General features: G+C 50.0%; 17 protein-coding genes and 1 pseudogene. 10 read left to right on the top strand and 8 right to left on the bottom strand.

The window, feature by feature from the left end; genetic code table 11:
- Positions 1-42 precede the first annotated feature (42 nt).
- Positions 43-621 (bottom strand): Uma2 family endonuclease, encoded by a 579-nt coding sequence (locus ACM1PF_RS31285; RefSeq protein ID WP_416670351.1) that lies wholly within the window; start codon positions 619-621, stop codon positions 43-45.
- 153 nt (positions 622-774) lie between these two features.
- Between ACM1PF_RS31285 and ACM1PF_RS31280 the strand changes: the two genes are divergently transcribed.
- The 6 genes and pseudogenes from ACM1PF_RS31280 (at position 775) to ACM1PF_RS31255 (ending at position 6924) form a co-directional block, all read left to right on the top strand.
- Positions 775-1341 carry a Uma2 family endonuclease gene (locus ACM1PF_RS31280; protein WP_416670350.1) on the top strand — a complete coding sequence of 189 codons (567 nt, stop codon included), beginning with the start codon at positions 775-777 and terminating at the stop codon, positions 1339-1341.
- Positions 1342-1559: 218 nt separating this feature from the next.
- Complete coding sequence (locus ACM1PF_RS31275) at positions 1560-1757, top strand: helix-turn-helix domain-containing protein (RefSeq protein ID WP_416670349.1); 198 nt, start codon at positions 1560-1562, stop codon at positions 1755-1757.
- A gap of 12 nt (positions 1758-1769) precedes the next feature.
- Positions 1770-5618, top strand: a complete 3849-nt coding sequence (locus tag ACM1PF_RS31270; RefSeq protein ID WP_416670348.1) for a PAS domain S-box protein — start codon at positions 1770-1772, stop codon at positions 5616-5618.
- Between the two features lie 184 nt (positions 5619-5802).
- Complete coding sequence (locus ACM1PF_RS31265; RefSeq protein WP_416670347.1) at positions 5803-6369, top strand: Uma2 family endonuclease; 567 nt, start codon at positions 5803-5805, stop codon at positions 6367-6369.
- Between the two features lie 45 nt (positions 6370-6414).
- Positions 6415-6516: pseudogene (locus tag ACM1PF_RS31260) on the top strand (XRE family transcriptional regulator); the annotation flags it as partial.
- A 33-nt stretch (positions 6517-6549) separates the two neighbouring features.
- Positions 6550-6924 carry a hypothetical protein gene (locus ACM1PF_RS31255; RefSeq protein WP_416670346.1) on the top strand — a complete coding sequence of 125 codons (375 nt, stop codon included), beginning with the start codon at positions 6550-6552 and terminating at the stop codon, positions 6922-6924.
- Between the two features lie 16 nt (positions 6925-6940).
- On the opposite strand, the gene ACM1PF_RS31250 is transcribed toward ACM1PF_RS31255, so the two are convergent.
- The 4 genes from ACM1PF_RS31250 to ACM1PF_RS31235 form a co-directional block, all read right to left on the bottom strand.
- Positions 6941-7429: a molybdenum cofactor biosynthesis protein MoaE gene (locus ACM1PF_RS31250; RefSeq protein WP_416670345.1), complete on the bottom strand. Its 489-nt coding sequence runs from the start codon at positions 7427-7429 to the stop codon at positions 6941-6943.
- A gap of 158 nt (positions 7430-7587) precedes the next feature.
- Positions 7588-7959, bottom strand: coding sequence for a hypothetical protein (locus ACM1PF_RS31245; protein ID WP_416670344.1), 372 nt, complete (start codon positions 7957-7959; stop codon positions 7588-7590).
- Between the two features lie 5 nt (positions 7960-7964).
- Positions 7965-8144 carry a hypothetical protein gene (locus ACM1PF_RS31240; protein WP_416670343.1) on the bottom strand — a complete coding sequence of 60 codons (180 nt, stop codon included), beginning with the start codon at positions 8142-8144 and terminating at the stop codon, positions 7965-7967.
- Between the two features lie 14 nt (positions 8145-8158).
- Positions 8159-8398, bottom strand: a complete 240-nt coding sequence (locus ACM1PF_RS31235) for a hypothetical protein (RefSeq protein ID WP_416670342.1) — start codon at positions 8396-8398, stop codon at positions 8159-8161.
- A 376-nt stretch (positions 8399-8774) separates the two neighbouring features.
- On the opposite strand from ACM1PF_RS31235, the gene ACM1PF_RS31230 reads away from it, so the two are divergent.
- The gene (locus ACM1PF_RS31230) at positions 8775-9371 is read left to right on the top strand and encodes an SRPBCC family protein (protein ID WP_416670341.1); all 597 of its coding nucleotides are present in this window, start codon (positions 8775-8777) and stop codon (positions 9369-9371) included.
- A gap of 117 nt (positions 9372-9488) precedes the next feature.
- A complete protein-coding gene (locus ACM1PF_RS31225; RefSeq protein WP_416670340.1) occupies positions 9489-10133 on the top strand; it encodes a hypothetical protein in 645 nt (214 codons plus the stop codon).
- A 66-nt stretch (positions 10134-10199) separates the two neighbouring features.
- Here ACM1PF_RS31225 and ACM1PF_RS31220 read toward each other — a convergent pair whose 3' ends face one another.
- The 3 genes from ACM1PF_RS31220 to ACM1PF_RS31210 form a co-directional block, all read right to left on the bottom strand.
- Entirely contained in the window at positions 10200-10802 is a 603-nt protein-coding gene (locus ACM1PF_RS31220) for a DUF3172 domain-containing protein (RefSeq protein WP_416670339.1), read from the bottom strand.
- Positions 10803-10982: 180 nt separating this feature from the next.
- Complete coding sequence (locus ACM1PF_RS31215; RefSeq protein WP_416670338.1) at positions 10983-11591, bottom strand: Uma2 family endonuclease; 609 nt, start codon at positions 11589-11591, stop codon at positions 10983-10985.
- A gap of 13 nt (positions 11592-11604) precedes the next feature.
- Positions 11605-12624: an ABC transporter ATP-binding protein gene (locus ACM1PF_RS31210; protein ID WP_416670337.1), complete on the bottom strand. Its 1020-nt coding sequence runs from the start codon at positions 12622-12624 to the stop codon at positions 11605-11607.
- A 152-nt stretch (positions 12625-12776) separates the two neighbouring features.
- On the opposite strand from ACM1PF_RS31210, the gene ACM1PF_RS31205 reads away from it, so the two are divergent.
- On the top strand, positions 12777-15686 hold the full coding sequence (locus ACM1PF_RS31205; RefSeq protein ID WP_416670336.1) for an NACHT domain-containing protein: 2910 nt from the start codon (positions 12777-12779) through the stop codon (positions 15684-15686).
- 46 nt (positions 15687-15732) lie between these two features.
- A complete protein-coding gene (locus ACM1PF_RS31200; protein ID WP_106172143.1) occupies positions 15733-15987 on the top strand; it encodes a hypothetical protein in 255 nt (84 codons plus the stop codon).

Genomic DNA, 15987 nt, shown 5'->3' with positions numbered 1-15987 from the left:
TTTCCCCAACGTTTTCGCTTAAGATTGTCGTCAAATTTAAGGTTATTGGAAGAGTTGAGACACGGGGTATGAAAAGCCAGGTAGTAGAGGACTGAGCAGTCGATCGGGAGAAAACAGTGTATTGACTAACCGCAACAGTGCTTGCGATCGGCGATACACCTCTACCTGTTGCCTTTGCCAGTCAATTATCCAGTATTCCTGCACGCCCCGTTCAGAGTAGAGCTTCAGTTTTAGTTCTCTGTCGCGTCGCTCGTTTTCACTACCCGGAGAAAGCACTTCCACCACTAGCTCTGGGGCACCCGTCAGATGTCCCGCTTCATCCAGCAAAGCTGCCAACCGTTCTCGGCTGACCCAAACCACATCCGGAATCACGTTATCGGCAGCGGTAAAGACCAGACCGGGAGCCTGAACTGCTTCACCCAACCCCGTTGATAAAGACCAGGTATCCAGGGCAGTGCTGATGCGGGTGCTGGCTTTTTGGTGTCGCCAGTCGGGGGCTCTAGTCACCAGCAGTTCTCCCTCGATAATTTCGTAGCGGTTGCCATTCTCAGGAAACAGCTCTAAATCTGCCGCTGTCCATCGGACTTTGTCGGTTGTACTCTGGCTGATACTCTGGCTCATCCGATTCTCTTCTGGGGAATGCCCCTATCCTAACTTGGCTTCATATTAGTACTCATCCACAAACTACAACTCTGTTATCGCCTCTTGTCCTGGCAAATCACTCAAGGCATAGAATAAAAGCAGGATAAATGGGCTTCTTGCCGTTCCCAACTCATGATTCAGACCAAACCCCGATTTCTTAGCTTTGAAGAGTACCTGTCCTATGACGATGGGACAGAGAATCTGTATGAGCTATTTAATGGAGCGCTGATCGAAGTGCCGCCAGAGTCAGGGGAAAATGTTCAAATTGCAAATCGGCTCTTTCTCGTTTTTGCCCTATTGCTTGGCACGGATCGCGTTCGAGGGCATGGGCTAGAACTGGAAGTCCGAGGCGAACCTAAAAACCGTTATCCCGACTTGACCATCGTTCGGGAAGAACAGATTCAGCTTCTCAAGTCACGCAACACGATTCGGCTCAACATGGCTCCGCCGCTGCTGGTCGTTGAGGTGGTGAGTCCGGGAGAATTGCAGCGAGAAAGAGATTATATTGCCAAGCGATCGCAGTACCAGGAGATTGGCGTTCCTGAATACTGGATTGTTGATCCGCAAGCAAAAACGGTGACGGTTCTGGAACTGTTCGACACTGCCTACACCAACGTTGAAACCTTTCAGGGAGATCATCCAATTCGATCGCCTCAGTTCCCCGAACTTCAAGTGACAAGTGCCCAAATTCTTGGCTAAATTCAAGCACCTCAAAATCCCAACCTTTTGACCTGATACAGATTGAGCGAAAGCACCATCATCCACGGCAAGCCTTCACCCCAGGTTCTTACACCTTTGGGTGGATGAGTGTCCGCTAGATCACATGGTATAGCTAACTAAAACCATAATTGTTTATGCCTGCGATTAGTGCTTCATGCAACTCTGAAGAAACCAACTCTCCCCAGTCCACACATCTCATGGGTGAAACACTACAGCGTTTAGAACGCTCGCAGGCAAAATGTGCTACGAAATTAGGGGTTTCATTTCAAAGCATCAACCGCTGGGAGGATGGGCGGACAAAGCCCTTGCCGATCGCCATAAAGCAGATTGAGCACTTGCTGCCGCAGATGGGCGAGGCTGGTCAGGATTTGCGAATCAAACCCTTTTCAGAGTGAGATGGGAACTGTATGACCCATAAGCTCCGCCGCTCTATTTCCTCAGACAATAATTCATCCCCAAATATGCCTCAGAATATGGCTGAAGCCCATGACTTAACAGGAGCAGTAGCAGCTTCTCCAGCGCAGCACCCCAATTTAGCCCTGGACATCCAGGTGCTGCAAATTCTCGATAGTAGTGATGACTGGATCAAGGTGTTGGATTTGGAGGGGCGAATCCTGTTCATGAACCGAGGGGGACGATCGCTTCTGGGCATGGAGGATATAACGCCTTGGCTCAACACCTCCTGGGTCGAATTTTGGCAAGAAGCGGATCGGCAAGCCGCCATTGAAGCGATCGCCAGAGCAGGGGCAGGTGAGATTTGCACCTTGCAGGGATACTGCCCGACGCGCAGCGGTGAACCGAAATGGTGGGATAGCAAAATTAGTCCCATGCGCGGAGCCGGGGGGCAAATTGAATGGTTGTTGTGCATTTCGCGCGATATCACCCAAAGTCGGCAGAATGAAGACCATCGCCAACATGCAGAAGAAAAATTACGAGAGTCAGAAGAACGGTATCGAGCGATCGTCAATCAAGCAGTAACGGGCGTCGCCTGCACTGACCTCACAGGCAAATTCACTCTTGTGAATCAGAAATACTGTGAGATCACAGGGTACACCGCTGCCGAACTGAGTCAGCGACGTATGCAGGATATTACGCACCCAGACGACCTGCCGCGTAATGTCGAACTGTTTACCCGCATGATTACAGAAGGGACATCCTTTGAGATTGAGAAACGGTACATTTGCAAAGACGATTCAATTGTTTGGGTGATTAATAGTGTGTCTGCGGTTTGCGATCACGATGGTAAACCACAATCAGTGGTTGCGATCGTGCTGGATATCACCGAACGCAAACGCCGTGAAGCCCATGCGGCCCTCCTTGCTGAGATTGGTGAAGATTTCTCGCGTTTTTCAACTGCCAATGAGATCATGCAAACGGTTGGGGTGAAGATTGGTGCCTGTTTGCAGATTACGACCTGCAACTTCACGGACGTTGATGAAGCGCACGATCGGGTGACCGTCCATCACGGCTGGAGCAGTCCAGAGGTGCCCAGTACAGTGGGTACGTTTCGCCTCTCGCAATATTTAAGCAAAGAGTTTGAGCGGGCCAGCCGGGCTGGAGAGACCGTTGTAGTCTGCAATACGCAAGATGACCCGCGCACCGATGCCGCAGGCTATGCAGCACTTAATATGTACTCGTTTGTCACCGTTCCGTTTCATCGCAATGGCAAATGGACCCATTACATCGCCATCTGTCACTCGCAACCCCGTGACTGGTGTGAAGATGAGATTCAACTGATTGAAGAAATCTCAAACCGCATCTTCCCGCGCCTGGAACGGGCCCGAACCGAAGCAGCCCTACGCGAAAGTGAGGAGCGGTTTCGCACCGTCACCGCTACCGTTCCACAGCTCATTTGGACAGCAACGCCTGATGGTCGAGTGGATTACCTGAGTGACCAATGGGCAGACTACGTGGGGCTTGCGCCAGAGCAACTTCATGGTTGGAGTTGGCAACAGGTGACCCACCCGGAGGATCTGCCCAATACCGTACGGGACTGGCAGCATTGTCTGCGATCGGGTGAGCCGCTAGAAATTCAACATCGATTTCGCCATCGCACCGGAGAATGGCGCTGGCAGTTGGTACGGGGTGTTCCCATCAAGGATGCAGTTGGAAATATCAGGCAATGGGTGGGCACCTGCACCGACATTCAGGGTGAGGTCGATATCAAGGAAGCATTGCGCGAGTCAGAAGCCAAATATCGATCGCTGTTTGATTCCATTGATGAAGGCTTTTGCATTATCGAAGTTTTGTTTGATCAAGCTGGAAATGCCTTTGACTACCGCTTTTTAGAAGCGAATGCAGCCCTTGAGAAACATACGGGGCTGGTGGATGTAATTGGCAAAACCATGCGAGACTTCGCCCCCCAGATGGAGACGTACTGGTTTGAGATTTACGGCAGAATTGCGCTAACGGGGATACCTGAACGGTTTGAAAATGCAGCCCGGGAATTGGGGCGAATTTACGATGTTTATGCCTTCCGCATGGGTGAACCCCAGGAGCGCAAAGTAGCGGTTCTCTTCAACGACATCAGCGAGCGCAAGCGCGTCGAAGACGAACGCAAACGGGCAGAACAGGACTTGCGGGAAAGCGAGGAGTGGGCCCGCATTGCCATCCAGGTTGCCAGATTAGGCGGGTGGCGGCTGCATCTGGATACCAACCAGGTTGAGATGGACGAGCGGATGCGGGAAATTTGGGGAGAGCCAGAGGATAGGGTAATGGTTCCCCTACCGCAGGTTCTGGAGCGGATGCACCCGGACGATCGCGAACGAGTCGCTGCTGCAGTGAATGCGGCGATCGATCCTCAGTCCACTGGAACCTACGAAATTGAATATCGGATTGTGTGGAATGACGGCATCGAACGCTGGGTGTTAGCCAAAGGACAGGCTCAATTTGAAGGCGAGGGAGCGTCCCGCCGCACGGTCGATTTCTTTGGCACATTGCTGGATATTACCGATCGCAAACTGGCAGAAGTCGAACGGGAGCAACTATTGCAACGGGAGCAATCGGCCCGGGCAGAAGCCGAACAAGCAAACCGTATTAAAGACGAGTTTTTGGCCGTGTTATCCCATGAATTGCGATCGCCTCTCAACCCCATCCTGGGTTGGTCTTCACTTTTGCTGAGCGGTAAGCTAGATACCGCTAAGACTACCCACGCGCTCACGACCATTCAGCGGAACGCCAAACTGCAATCAGAACTAATTGAAGACCTGCTGGATGTATCGCGAATTTTGCGCGGCAAACTCAACCTCAATGTGGCCCCAGTGAATCTTGCCAACAAGATCCGAGGAGCGATGGAAACGGTGCGGCTAGCTGCCGAAGCCAAGAACATCCACATCGAAGCAAGCCTTGCAGAGGATATTGGTCGGGTTTGGGGGGATTCCATTCGGTTACAGCAAGTAGTCTGGAATCTTCTCTCCAATGCCGTGAAGTTCACACCAGAAGGAGGGCGGGTCGAGGTGCGGTTGGAGCGAGTGGATGGGGAGCGTGTGGATCAATGGATGAGTGGGAGTATGGCTGAAAGTCGTTCCCATTTACCCACCGACCCACCGACCCATCCACCTGTCCACTCTTGTGCTCAAATCACGGTTAGTGATACAGGACAAGGCATTAAACCTGATTTTCTCCCCTATGTGTTTGACTACTTCCGCCAGGCCGATGGCACAACCACCCGGACGTTTGGCGGACTGGGATTAGGATTGGCGATCGTCCGTCATTTGGTGGAACTGCATGGTGGAACGGTTCGAGCCGACAGTTTAGGAGAAGGACAAGGCGCAACTTTCACCATTCGGCTCCCCCTCCTCACTCCATCCCAGGTAAACCAGGGTGAGCGTTTGCGAAGCGGGCTGTTAGGCATATCGCCCCAGCAGTCTATCGACTTAAGCGGTATCAAAATTCTGGTGGTGGACGATGACCCCGACACTCGAGAATTGGTGGTATTCGTATTAGAACAACAAGGAGCACAGGTGATCACCGCTACGTCTGCCCATGAGGTACTGCTGGTTTTGCCTCAAGCCAAGCCAGATGTGCTATTGAGTGATATTGGGATGCCAGAGATGGATGGTTATATGCTGATTCGGCAGGTGAGAGCGTTGACCCCGGAGCAAGGAGGGCAAATTCCGGCGATCGCCCTCACGGCCTATGCAGGAGATATCAATCAAAAGCAGGTACTTGCCGCAGGCTTCCAAAAACACATCTCGAAGCCGATTGAGCCACAGAAGTTGGTGCAGGCGATCGCCCACTTAGTGCATTCTCGTTAGCGTTCACGAACCCAAACGAGCCACAATTTAGAGGGAAAAGGATTGTCAACTTCACCCCCTAAAGGCTTGGAGAAATGAGTGAGATATTAAGGTTTTCGTAGTTTTAGGGCGATTATTCTCGCCTCAAATTCAGCAGTTCCTTTAGAATGAAATCACATGCGATCGCCCCTCTTCCCTAACGTCCGTGATGCAAACCAGAACCCGGTTTCTTAGCTTTGAGGAGTACCTGTCCTATGACGACGGGACAGAGAATCTGTATGAGTTATTTAATGGAGAGTTAATCGAAGTGCCGCCAGAGTCAGGTTTAAACATCGAGATTGCAAATTTCTTGTTCTCGCTGTTTTTACCCATGGTTGGTCATCGGCGGCTTAGAGGGCATGGGTTAGAGCTGGAAGTTAGAGGAGAACCTAAAAATCGCTATCCTGACTTAACCATTATTCAAGACGAGCACATTCAATTGCTTAAACAGCGAAATACGATTCGGTTGAATATGGTTCCTCCCCTCCTTGTCGTTGAAGTCGTCAGCCCTGGCGAGTTGCAACGCGATCGCGACTACATTGCCAAGCGATCGCAATATCAAGACATGGGCATTCCCGAATACTGGATTGTTGATCCACAAGCAAAAACGGTTACAGTTCTGGAACTACTGGATGCTGCTTACACTACGGTTGAAACAGTTCAGGGAAATAATCTAATTCGATCGCCTCAGTTTCCTGAGCTTCGTGTTACTAGCACACAAATTTTTAATTGAGTAAACCGATAAAAGTCTGTAATTGCAGATTTTATCAAGAGCAATATGGGGCTGGTTCGGCTGCAAATTAAAGAATTTGCTGAGGAACGGGGTTGGAGTCTCAAGGAGGTTGCTGAACGTTCTGGGGTGAATTACAAGACGATTACTATATTGGATACAAGGTTAGGTGGGTAAATCACAATGGCTGAATTGACGATTCAAATTCCAGACGAATTAGCCGAACGGCTGGAACCGCTTCGCAATCGTTTGCCAGAATTACTGAGTCAGCTTGTGGGGACAGGTAATTCTTCTTCTGCGTCTTTGGCGATCGCCACTCCAAACTTTCAACAGCTACCCCAGGCTTACCTCGAAGTCCTCGACTTCCTGGTGACTTGCCCAACGCCCCAAGACATCCTTGCGTTCAAAGTTTCACCCGAAGCACAAGACCGTCTACGCTCTCTTCTGGATAAAAACCGGGAAGGCGCTTTGACTGAATCTGAGGTTGCTGAGCTTGATGCTTACGAACAGCTTGACCATTTGATGCTGCTGGTGAAAGCACGGGTGATGAGTATGTAATCGCCCATTCACTCTCCTAGCAATTCTCCCCAGGTTGCTCACAGGCTCCAATACTGACCCAACTGGTGGAACCATCGGCCCAATGTTCCTTTTTCCAGATGGGGGCATTGTGCTTCAGCGTATCGATCGCATACTTGCAGGCTTCAAAGGCTTCTGTGCGGTGCGGACAGCCCACAGCTACCAGCACACTGATTTCCCCGACCTGTAGCTTACCGACGCGATGGTGGATGATTACATGGGTAACATCCGTCCAGGTTTGGCGAATCTGATCCGCAATTTGCTTGAATACCTCGATCGCCATTGGTTCATAGGCCTGGTATTCCAACGCCACCACGGGTTGACCATCCGTCTGGTTTCGCACCATCCCGCTCATCACCACCACGGCTCCATTGGCTGAATCGTCTGCCAGTGCGTAGACTTCATTCAAGTCCAGAGGGGCAAACGTAATGGTGAAATGATCGGCGGTATGAGCAGGAGTAGAGCGAATCACGGGAGATTGAATCATGGGATTATTCTAAACCTGGGCTAAGGGTTGCTGCCAAACTTCAAGGAAAACCTTCAAAAGTCAAAATTAACTGACTAGCATTCTTGTGGGGTGGGCATCCTGCCTGCCCATCAGGCTGAGATCATCTCAGCTCAAGTAATACTCTCTCTGATCTGAGGTTAGCGTTTTTCCTCAAGCGGTTGGCAAAAGGACTCAATCCCTAATTTGAGGGCATACAAAACGATCGGCAGGGCTAATACTCCCGGCAGATCTTCAGATGCTAACTGCTTCACAGGTGTGGCAATCCTGCCTGCTTGCACAGCCTCTTTGATGCTGGTTTGACAGAGAAACACCCGCCACCGTTTGGCTAACCCATCCAACCATTGTTCTGAGCGATCGGGTTCCTGTCCTACCTGCAATGCCAGGGAAATTGCCGCATCTTCCAGATCACCCTCACAGTCTTCGATCATTTCTAATGCTTTGAGAGCAACTGGATCATTGTCCAACTCAGCCCGGTACTGTTCAATTTCGTCAAATGTGACCCTGATCATAGTGACTACCGCCTTGTTCCTTGAATGCCGCTAAACACACCTGAACCGATCGTCAGCAGCAACAGTATCCAGATCACAATTCCTGGCAAAAACGTCAGAATTCCCAACCCTCGAAGCACCCACACCAATATGGTAATGAAGAGAATCGTTAAAAATATGGTGAGGTCTGGTCTCATTTGTCTCATGCTGCGCCTTACCTTCAACCGTACCACCGACGAACGCCAGCCAGAATCCCTGAACCGATCGCCAGCACCACTAATCCGTAAATCACCTCTCTGGGAACTTGCACACCAAACGCCTGAACAATCAGCACGATCGACATGAACACCAGAAGGGTGCCAATAATATAGAGAAAAATTTTGACAGCAACATTCGGAGATTCATTCACAGCTCCATAGCCTCCCACCAACCAGACACGATCGCCCCTATTGTTGCACATCGTGAGATTTTTCAGGATCTTTACACTTTAACCCCCCTTTACGGGTTGTTTCTTGAGAAAACAAAGGGTACAAATAGGGGAACATCTATGTTGTAACAGAGTCGTAACAACAGTGTCACAAAAATGTCATGGTGCCAAAGTAGCTCATACCGACAACGCATTACCAACTTCAGGGATAGAATTCACCCACCTGATGAACAGGGTCTCGTCAACGTTGATTAACTACGCAGGATCATCACTGACACAGTTTGGTCGGTAGAAGTGAAAAATCTGTCCCTAGGGAGTGGCATTGAGCGGAGCAATGGATCGCAGGGATCCTGTCCCGCCGCCCAATTAGGGATGGTGCAATTGAAGGAGTAATTTAATGAGTGGAGCAATGACTGTAGCCTTGGCCAATTCAGAAATTCATTCCCCCCAAGAAACCTTGACAGAAAATGACCTCTGTTTGCCTCAAGCATCGTTGTTAAATGGTGAAATCGTGCTGGAAACGCGATCGCATTCCGCCTGGGGAGGAGCCGTCACCGCGCGCATGTACTTGCCCATCAGCCGATCGCAGGTTTGGCAGCAGCTCACAGATTATCCGCAGTGGGTACAGTTTTTTCCCGATCTCATCCGCAGCGAAGTGTTGAGCAGTGGTTCCTCGCTCCATTCCGCCTCTAAGCGCTACAAGCGGCTCTATCAGGTTGCAGCCAAAGCCTTTTTTCTGTTCACAGCAAAGGTTGAGATTTATTTAAATGTGGTGGAAACGGCTCACACCGCCTGGCAACAGATCCAATTTCAACTGGAACGGGGTAATTTTCACGACTTTGCTGCAACCCTGAAACTGGAGGACTTAAAAACTGGAACCCTCCTCACCTATTCAGTTCAGGCCACTCCCACGATTCCAGTGCCCAGCCAACTGATTCAGGAAGCAATGCGGCTCGATTTACCTGCTAATATGCGAAGAATGCGTCAGGTGCTCTGCGGCAAGTAAGCTTATCAATCTGTCCTGTTCTCCTCATCCACCCACCCTATGCGTAAAGTATTTTTTGCTGCTCCGCTTGCCTGCCTGGGGCTTGCATCGTTAATCTCAGCCTCTACGCTTACTGTAATGGCTGTGGAACCTGGGGAGCCTGAGGCAGTGGATACACCGACCCCCGATACCGTCGATCGCGTGGTCGAACGGTTGCCTGAAGAAGCCCAGTCTATCCTGCTGGCCTGTCAGGAACAGGGGGGCGTTGATCTGGTAGCGGGAGCGGCCCCAGACGGTAGGGTGATTTGTGGGGATGGATCCTCTGTCCCTATTGAGTACGATCGCTACCTGACTACAGCCTCCGATTTTGTGGCAGCAGGGGTGTTGGTCGGGTTTCGCTCGGTGATGATTGCGGATCCTCGCGTGAGTCCTGACCTGCTGATTAGCCTGTTAGCTACGTCAGAGGGAGCGAATGCAATTCGGGGGGCAACGGAAACCGCCCTGGCTCAAAGCAGTTTAGTGACCAGTACTTCTGAATCCACATCTTTACTCACCGATGAAGTGATGCGTCGTCTGCTGCCGACCTTCAACAGCACAAATAATCTGGAAACCCTTTTGGGTACAGAAGACCAGTACGAATCGGTTGTCCAAAACTTTTGCATCAGTCCAGGATTAACTGTAGAGCAAACCCAGCAAGCCATACCTGGACTCGCTCCCATTCAGCTCTATGCCATCTGCATTGATGCCTCTCGCACGACACCAGGGGACGGTGGCGATCGTTAATCGTTAAAACCCAAAAAAATTCCCAGACGAAGCTGGGAATGGGAGTTAGTGTATCCAAGGTATGGTTTAGAACCGCTGGGTTTCTGGAGGAGCACCGCCGCCACCCGGCTGTCTCAGGAACAGGTTGCCTGCTGAGTCATTCTGGTACACGCAGTCTACCCGTGGCTCAGTTGCAGCATTTTCAATACTGCCCGTATAGGCAAAGGTGTTCATCCGGTTCCGGCATTGGTTGACCTGCTGAGAGCTAATTACGTTGCGGCTTTGCAGAATCGACCAGTTACTACTGCGGATCACGCAGCCCGGTTGCATGCTGGGCTGGGATAGATAAACGTTGAAGGGGTTCAGGGTCAGAAAAGCCCGGATGTCCATAGCGATCGCGCTGGCTCCATACTGAACGCAAAGTTCGGCATCGGGGGCACTGCGATCGATGTCATAGCGGGTGGCCACACTCCCCAAGTCTGAGCTGGTGGTGGTTGAGCCAAAGAACATACCCACGCCAATCCCGACGATTAACGCTGCGGCCAGGACGGCTGCTGTGGCGTAGTTGAACACACCTGAAAGCCCCCCAGAGGAACGCTCGGTGCGATCGGTACGATCACGATCGGGGTAGGGGTAATCGTCTAGCGGTGGACGGGAAGATCTGGGTGGTGCTTTGGGTCTTCGTCTCATAGAGGGTTTTACCTTGTGCGATATATCTGGCGCGATATATGAAAGTCGCTTTGCCTGATCCTAAACGATCCTAATCACTTTATACCTCTAGTGTACGAGATGCTCCGGCATCCGTGGGGAATTTTCCCATTTGGCTAATGTTTGCGGGGTCAACTTCCGCCTGAAGTACGATCAACTGCTCTACAATTGCCTAGCCGCAAAGATGGCTTCTGCCTGAAGTCGCAATTCTGGAAAGGTGGAGGAAGCTAAAGGGTCACGAGGTCTGAACAGTCGCTTTTCATAGAAATCGTCGCCTAACTGGCAAAGGGTAAGGGTGGGTTGTTTCGGTTTGCCAATGTATTCTCGACCCCCCAGACCCAGATCATCCACAATCCAGTACTCTGGTACACCCAGCAGGGCATAATCTTCGACTTTGCGGGCATAGTCATTTTGCCAATTGGTGCTAACGACTTCCGCGATTAGCTGGATGGCTACACTGGAGGTGATAACGGGTTGGTATTGCCAGAGGGGTTCATGGGGCAGTTGAGTCTGATCCAGGACGATGAGATCTGGACGAAATGCGGTGGTATCAGATAGGCGAATCAGGCAGCGATGGGGAATGATATAGGGCAGATTGAGGCGATCGATTTCAACATTGAGTTTGCGGGCAATGAAGCCAATGACCTGTTCATGTAAACCGGTTGCTTCCATGTCAATCAACTCGCCATCAATCAATTCAAACTGATCTCGATCGCCGTACTGAGCGATGAATTCGTCAAAATTTAATACCTGAGGGTTGATCTGAACCATGATTAGGAACTATCTAACGCATACTCTGCTTGCGTTCTGCCTTTGGATCGCGGGTTCCGGCCGCTGCCAGTTCAGCATCCATCAGGGTTTTTCCGGTGGCCGCCAAATAGACATCATCCAGGCTGGGGCGAGACTGAGACACACCGAAGATGGGCAGTCCGGCCTCATTCAGCGATCGCTGGACGGTCATCAGGGCATCGCTTTGGGGGGTGACTACCAGGTTAAGCGAGTTCCCCTGGGCGGAGTTGATGATGATTTCCTGGACAAAGGGTAGCGATTGCAGCATGGACTTCACCTGTTCCGCTTCTTCGGTTGGGGTGAACTCTCGAATTCTTAAGGTAATGCGATCGCCGCCAATCTGATCTTTTAATTCTGAAGGCGTTCCAGAGGCAATGACGACCCCTTTATCAATAATGGCAACGCGATCGGCCAGGGCATCCACTTCTTCCAGGTAGTGGCTGGTAATCAATACCGTCGTGCCATTCTCCCGCAGTTGCCGCAAAAAGTCCCAGACGATCACCCGACTTTCAATGTCTAGCCCTACGGTTGGTTCGTCCAGTACCAGCACATCCGGCTGATGCAATAACCCTGCCGCTAGGTCTAGCCGCTTCTTTAATCCTCCTGAATAGGTGCCCGTTCGCTGGTCTGCCCACTCTTCTAACCCCAGCAGGGCAAACATCTGGTTGATGCGATCGTTAATCAGACTGGGGGAAAGGTGGTAGATGGCAGCTTGCAGTTGCAGGAGTTCCCGTCCGGTGAGCACTTTATCCAGGGCCACTTCCTGAGCCACGTAGCCCAACTTTTGCCGTGCTAACTTAGGATCATCCAGAACTGAAACTCCCGAAACGGCGATCGCTCCGGCATCGGGTTGGGTCAGGGTGCAGAGACAGCGGAGGGTGGTCGTCTTTCCGGCTCCGTTGGGGCCCAATAAGCCAAAAATTTCGCCCGGTTCGACCTTCAGGGACACATCCCTAACGGCTTCAATGGAACCGTATCGCTTCTGGAGTTTTTCAATAAAAATGGCTGGAGTCATAACGGTATTTAAGGGCTATTCGATCGCTCAGGGATAATCTTTCTTTAATTTTTGCCTCACCTTTTATTTTATAGCGGTCGCTATGCAGGATTTGGATGGGCGATCGGTTTTGATAATGCGATAGTGGAGTCAATCGCGTTTAAGCAGTCGATATGTGGGAAGGGTTGGCAGCCGTAACAGGTATCGAATTGGGCAGGTGGGTTCTGAACCAGGTTTTGGATCTGGGAAAGTCTGCGCTGGAGGATTATGTCAAGGATTTCTTCAAAGACTGCCTTGACAGTGGGGTGGCGCGGGCTAGGGCATCTGATTTGAAACAGCCGATGGCGGAGGCGATCGGGTTCTTGATCAAACGGTTTGTTAAAGAACTTGAGTTCCACGATGTCCCGGATTCCAGCATTGATCATCACTACCAGCCCGCGATTAAGCGATTGGTGCGAGATCAGGCGGTGCGTCCGATCTTGGGTAAGGCTTTCGAGAAGGATTGCAAGCAGATTGATTACCAGAAACTAGAGCAAATTTGGTCGCAGCAGTATCAACCAGGCGGATGCTACTTCCCGCAGGAATTTGATTGGCGTGGGGTTGCTGGGGAATACGTGAGGGAAGTCAAAGGCATTGTTAGGGCTGATGCTGAATTGCGATCGATTCTAATTTCTGATCGTCTAGACGAAATCGCCCGAAATACAGCCAAACTTTCTCCAGGGTTCGATATTGAAAAGTACCGGGAAAGCTTGCAGTCCAGCTATGGCTATCTGGAACTGTACACCCTGGATAGTACCGATCGGGCTGACCCTATCCGGCTGTGGAATTTGTTCATTGAGCAGACAGTACGAGAGGCCTTACCTCCCCCCGATGACTTACCGTCGGATCGGAGGCGACAACTGTACGAATTAAGGCAGTTAAAGGGGGTAGCATCTGGAGCAGTGGAACATGATTGGTACAAATATTTTCAGCAAGCTTCACCAAAGGTATTAGAAGCAGTAATGAAGTCCCAACATGCTGTTATTCTCGGTGATCCGGGGTCAGGGAAGTCCACGCTGTTGCAATATTTGGCACTCAATTGGGTGGAGGGGAAAACAGAAGCTTTGCCGCTATTGATTGAGTTGCAGGTATATGTGTTGGCTCAATCTGCGACTATTTTGGACTTTCTCCATGATGGAAGTGGGGCGAAGTGGCACTTTGATAAACAACAACTCGATCAGCATTTGGTGGAAGATCCTACGCTTGTCATGTTTGATGGGTTGGATGAGGTGTTCGATCGCCCGACTCAATCTGCAATTATTGACGAAATCATCTTGTTTGCCCAACGCTACCCTCTGGCAAAGGTACTCGTCACCTCGCGGATCATTGGCTATAACCCCGATCGCTTCCGACACGCGGAGTTTCGCCAGTTCACGATTCAACCCCTGGATCAAACTAAGATACATGAGTTTATCGATCGCTGGTATGACCTGGCAATGGGCAGCGATGCGGATAAAGTGCGGTTGAAGCAACGGTTGAAGGATGCGATCGAGTATTCCAAAGCGATCGCCAATCTGGCGGACAATCCTCTACTGTTGACGATGATGGCAATTTTAAATCGACGGCAGGAACTCCCCCGCGATCGGGCGGATCTCTATGACCAGGCTTCACGGGTGTTGCTGTACCACTGGGATGTGGATCACAAGCAATTGCAATTATCGATGGATGCAATCGGGCGACGAGAAAAGCAGGAAATGTTGCGGCTGATTGCCTATGAGATGCAGGCAGGGGATGAGGGACTGAAGGGAAATTTAATTGGGGTCGATCGGCTAACGCGAATTCTGACGGATTATTTGCGGGATCAGGGCTTCAGTGAACCCCGTGAGAAGGCAAATCTGTTAATTCAGCAGTTGCGAGAACGCAATTTTATTCTCTGCTACCGGGGTGCAGATACCTACGGATTTATGCATCGCACGTTCCTGGAATATTTCTGTGCGGTGGAGATTGTGAATCGTTTTGAGAAACAGCGATCGATCAGCTTCGAGGAATTGCGCGATCGGGTGTTTGGAGAACATTGGCAGGATGAAACCTGGCATGAAGTGCTGCGGCTTATTTGTGGAATGATTGACGCAAAATTTGTAGGAGAATTGATTGAGTTCTTAATAGAGAGAAGAGTTGATCGAAATCGTTTCCTAGAACCGATTTTATGGTCAAGCTTTGAAGAGTATAGAATGTGTTTATCACGAAAAGGTTTGGAGAATTTACTTCTTTCGACTGAATGCCTTTGCGAGGTAAAAAATCGCTTTGTTATTGAAGAAATAGATAAAAGATTGTTGGAGATAATAAAAAAAGAAATTGAAATTGAATCTTCTGAAGTTTGCTTGAATGTAGAAAAAACTTCATTCACTCCCAATGCTGCGAACGCTCTTTTAAAATTACTTGCGCTAACTTGGAAGGAGAACGAACAAGTACTACCCTGGTTAAAGGAAAAACTAAATTACCGAGGAACTTACGTTGCTTCGGCTGCGGTAAACGCAATTGTTCAGGGTTGGAAAGATGAGCCAAATACTTTAAATTTTCTACGTGCAGTCTTAGAGCAATCGCAAGCTAACACTCCTGCTGTACAATATGCAGCTATTAAAGCAATTGCTAGTAACTGGAAAGATGAGCCAAATACTCTTGAGTTTGTAAGAAGTTTGGCACAAAATACTGAGAAACCAAACCTACAGCAAATGGCACTTCAGGAGCTAGCTAGAGTATGGAAAGATGATAGAGAAACGTTACGCTTACTCGTCTTATGTTCAAAATCTGTCACTTGCCATTTTGGAGTTAGAAGTGAGGCGATACGGGAACTAGCAAAAGGTTGGAAGGATGAAGCTTGGCTTTTTGACTTCTTATATGAATGCGCAACTAGCGATCCTTTTGTGCGGCAGCACGAATCAAATCGGAATCCCCGTTTAAGAGCACTAGAATCTCTCCTTACCCACTACCTCACCCACCCCAAAACGATCGAACTTTTGCGCGATCGGGCTATCAATGATCCGGATGAACAACTGCGAGAATGGACGCAGGAGGAACTAGTAAAACTAGAGGGTGAGAGATAATAAAGATAAGAGCGCAGAAAAAAAAATCTAATTCTATGGAAAAATTATGGAAAATCAAGAGTTAAAGAACCTAATCAAAGAAACAATGCGGGAGGTTTTACGGGAAGAGCGGTTGATCCTTTGCAAAATTTTGATGCCTTATGTTGATGACGCTGAACAAGCTGAACTAGAAGCTGAGTTTGGTTCACCCACTGATTACGATGAAGACGAAGAACATCCACTGGCTTCAACGATGGATGTGATTGGTGACTTGATTGCAAACCATGGAGCTGACCATATTCCTGAGCTAGGAGGAAACTAA

The organism is Egbenema bharatensis FJBBOT/2019, from assembly GCF_048077055.1.
In the GTDB taxonomy this organism is placed as follows: domain Bacteria; phylum Cyanobacteriota; class Cyanobacteriia; order Elainellales; family Elainellaceae; genus Egbenema; species Egbenema bharatensis.
This window is presented reverse-complemented; position numbering and strand designations above follow the sequence as displayed.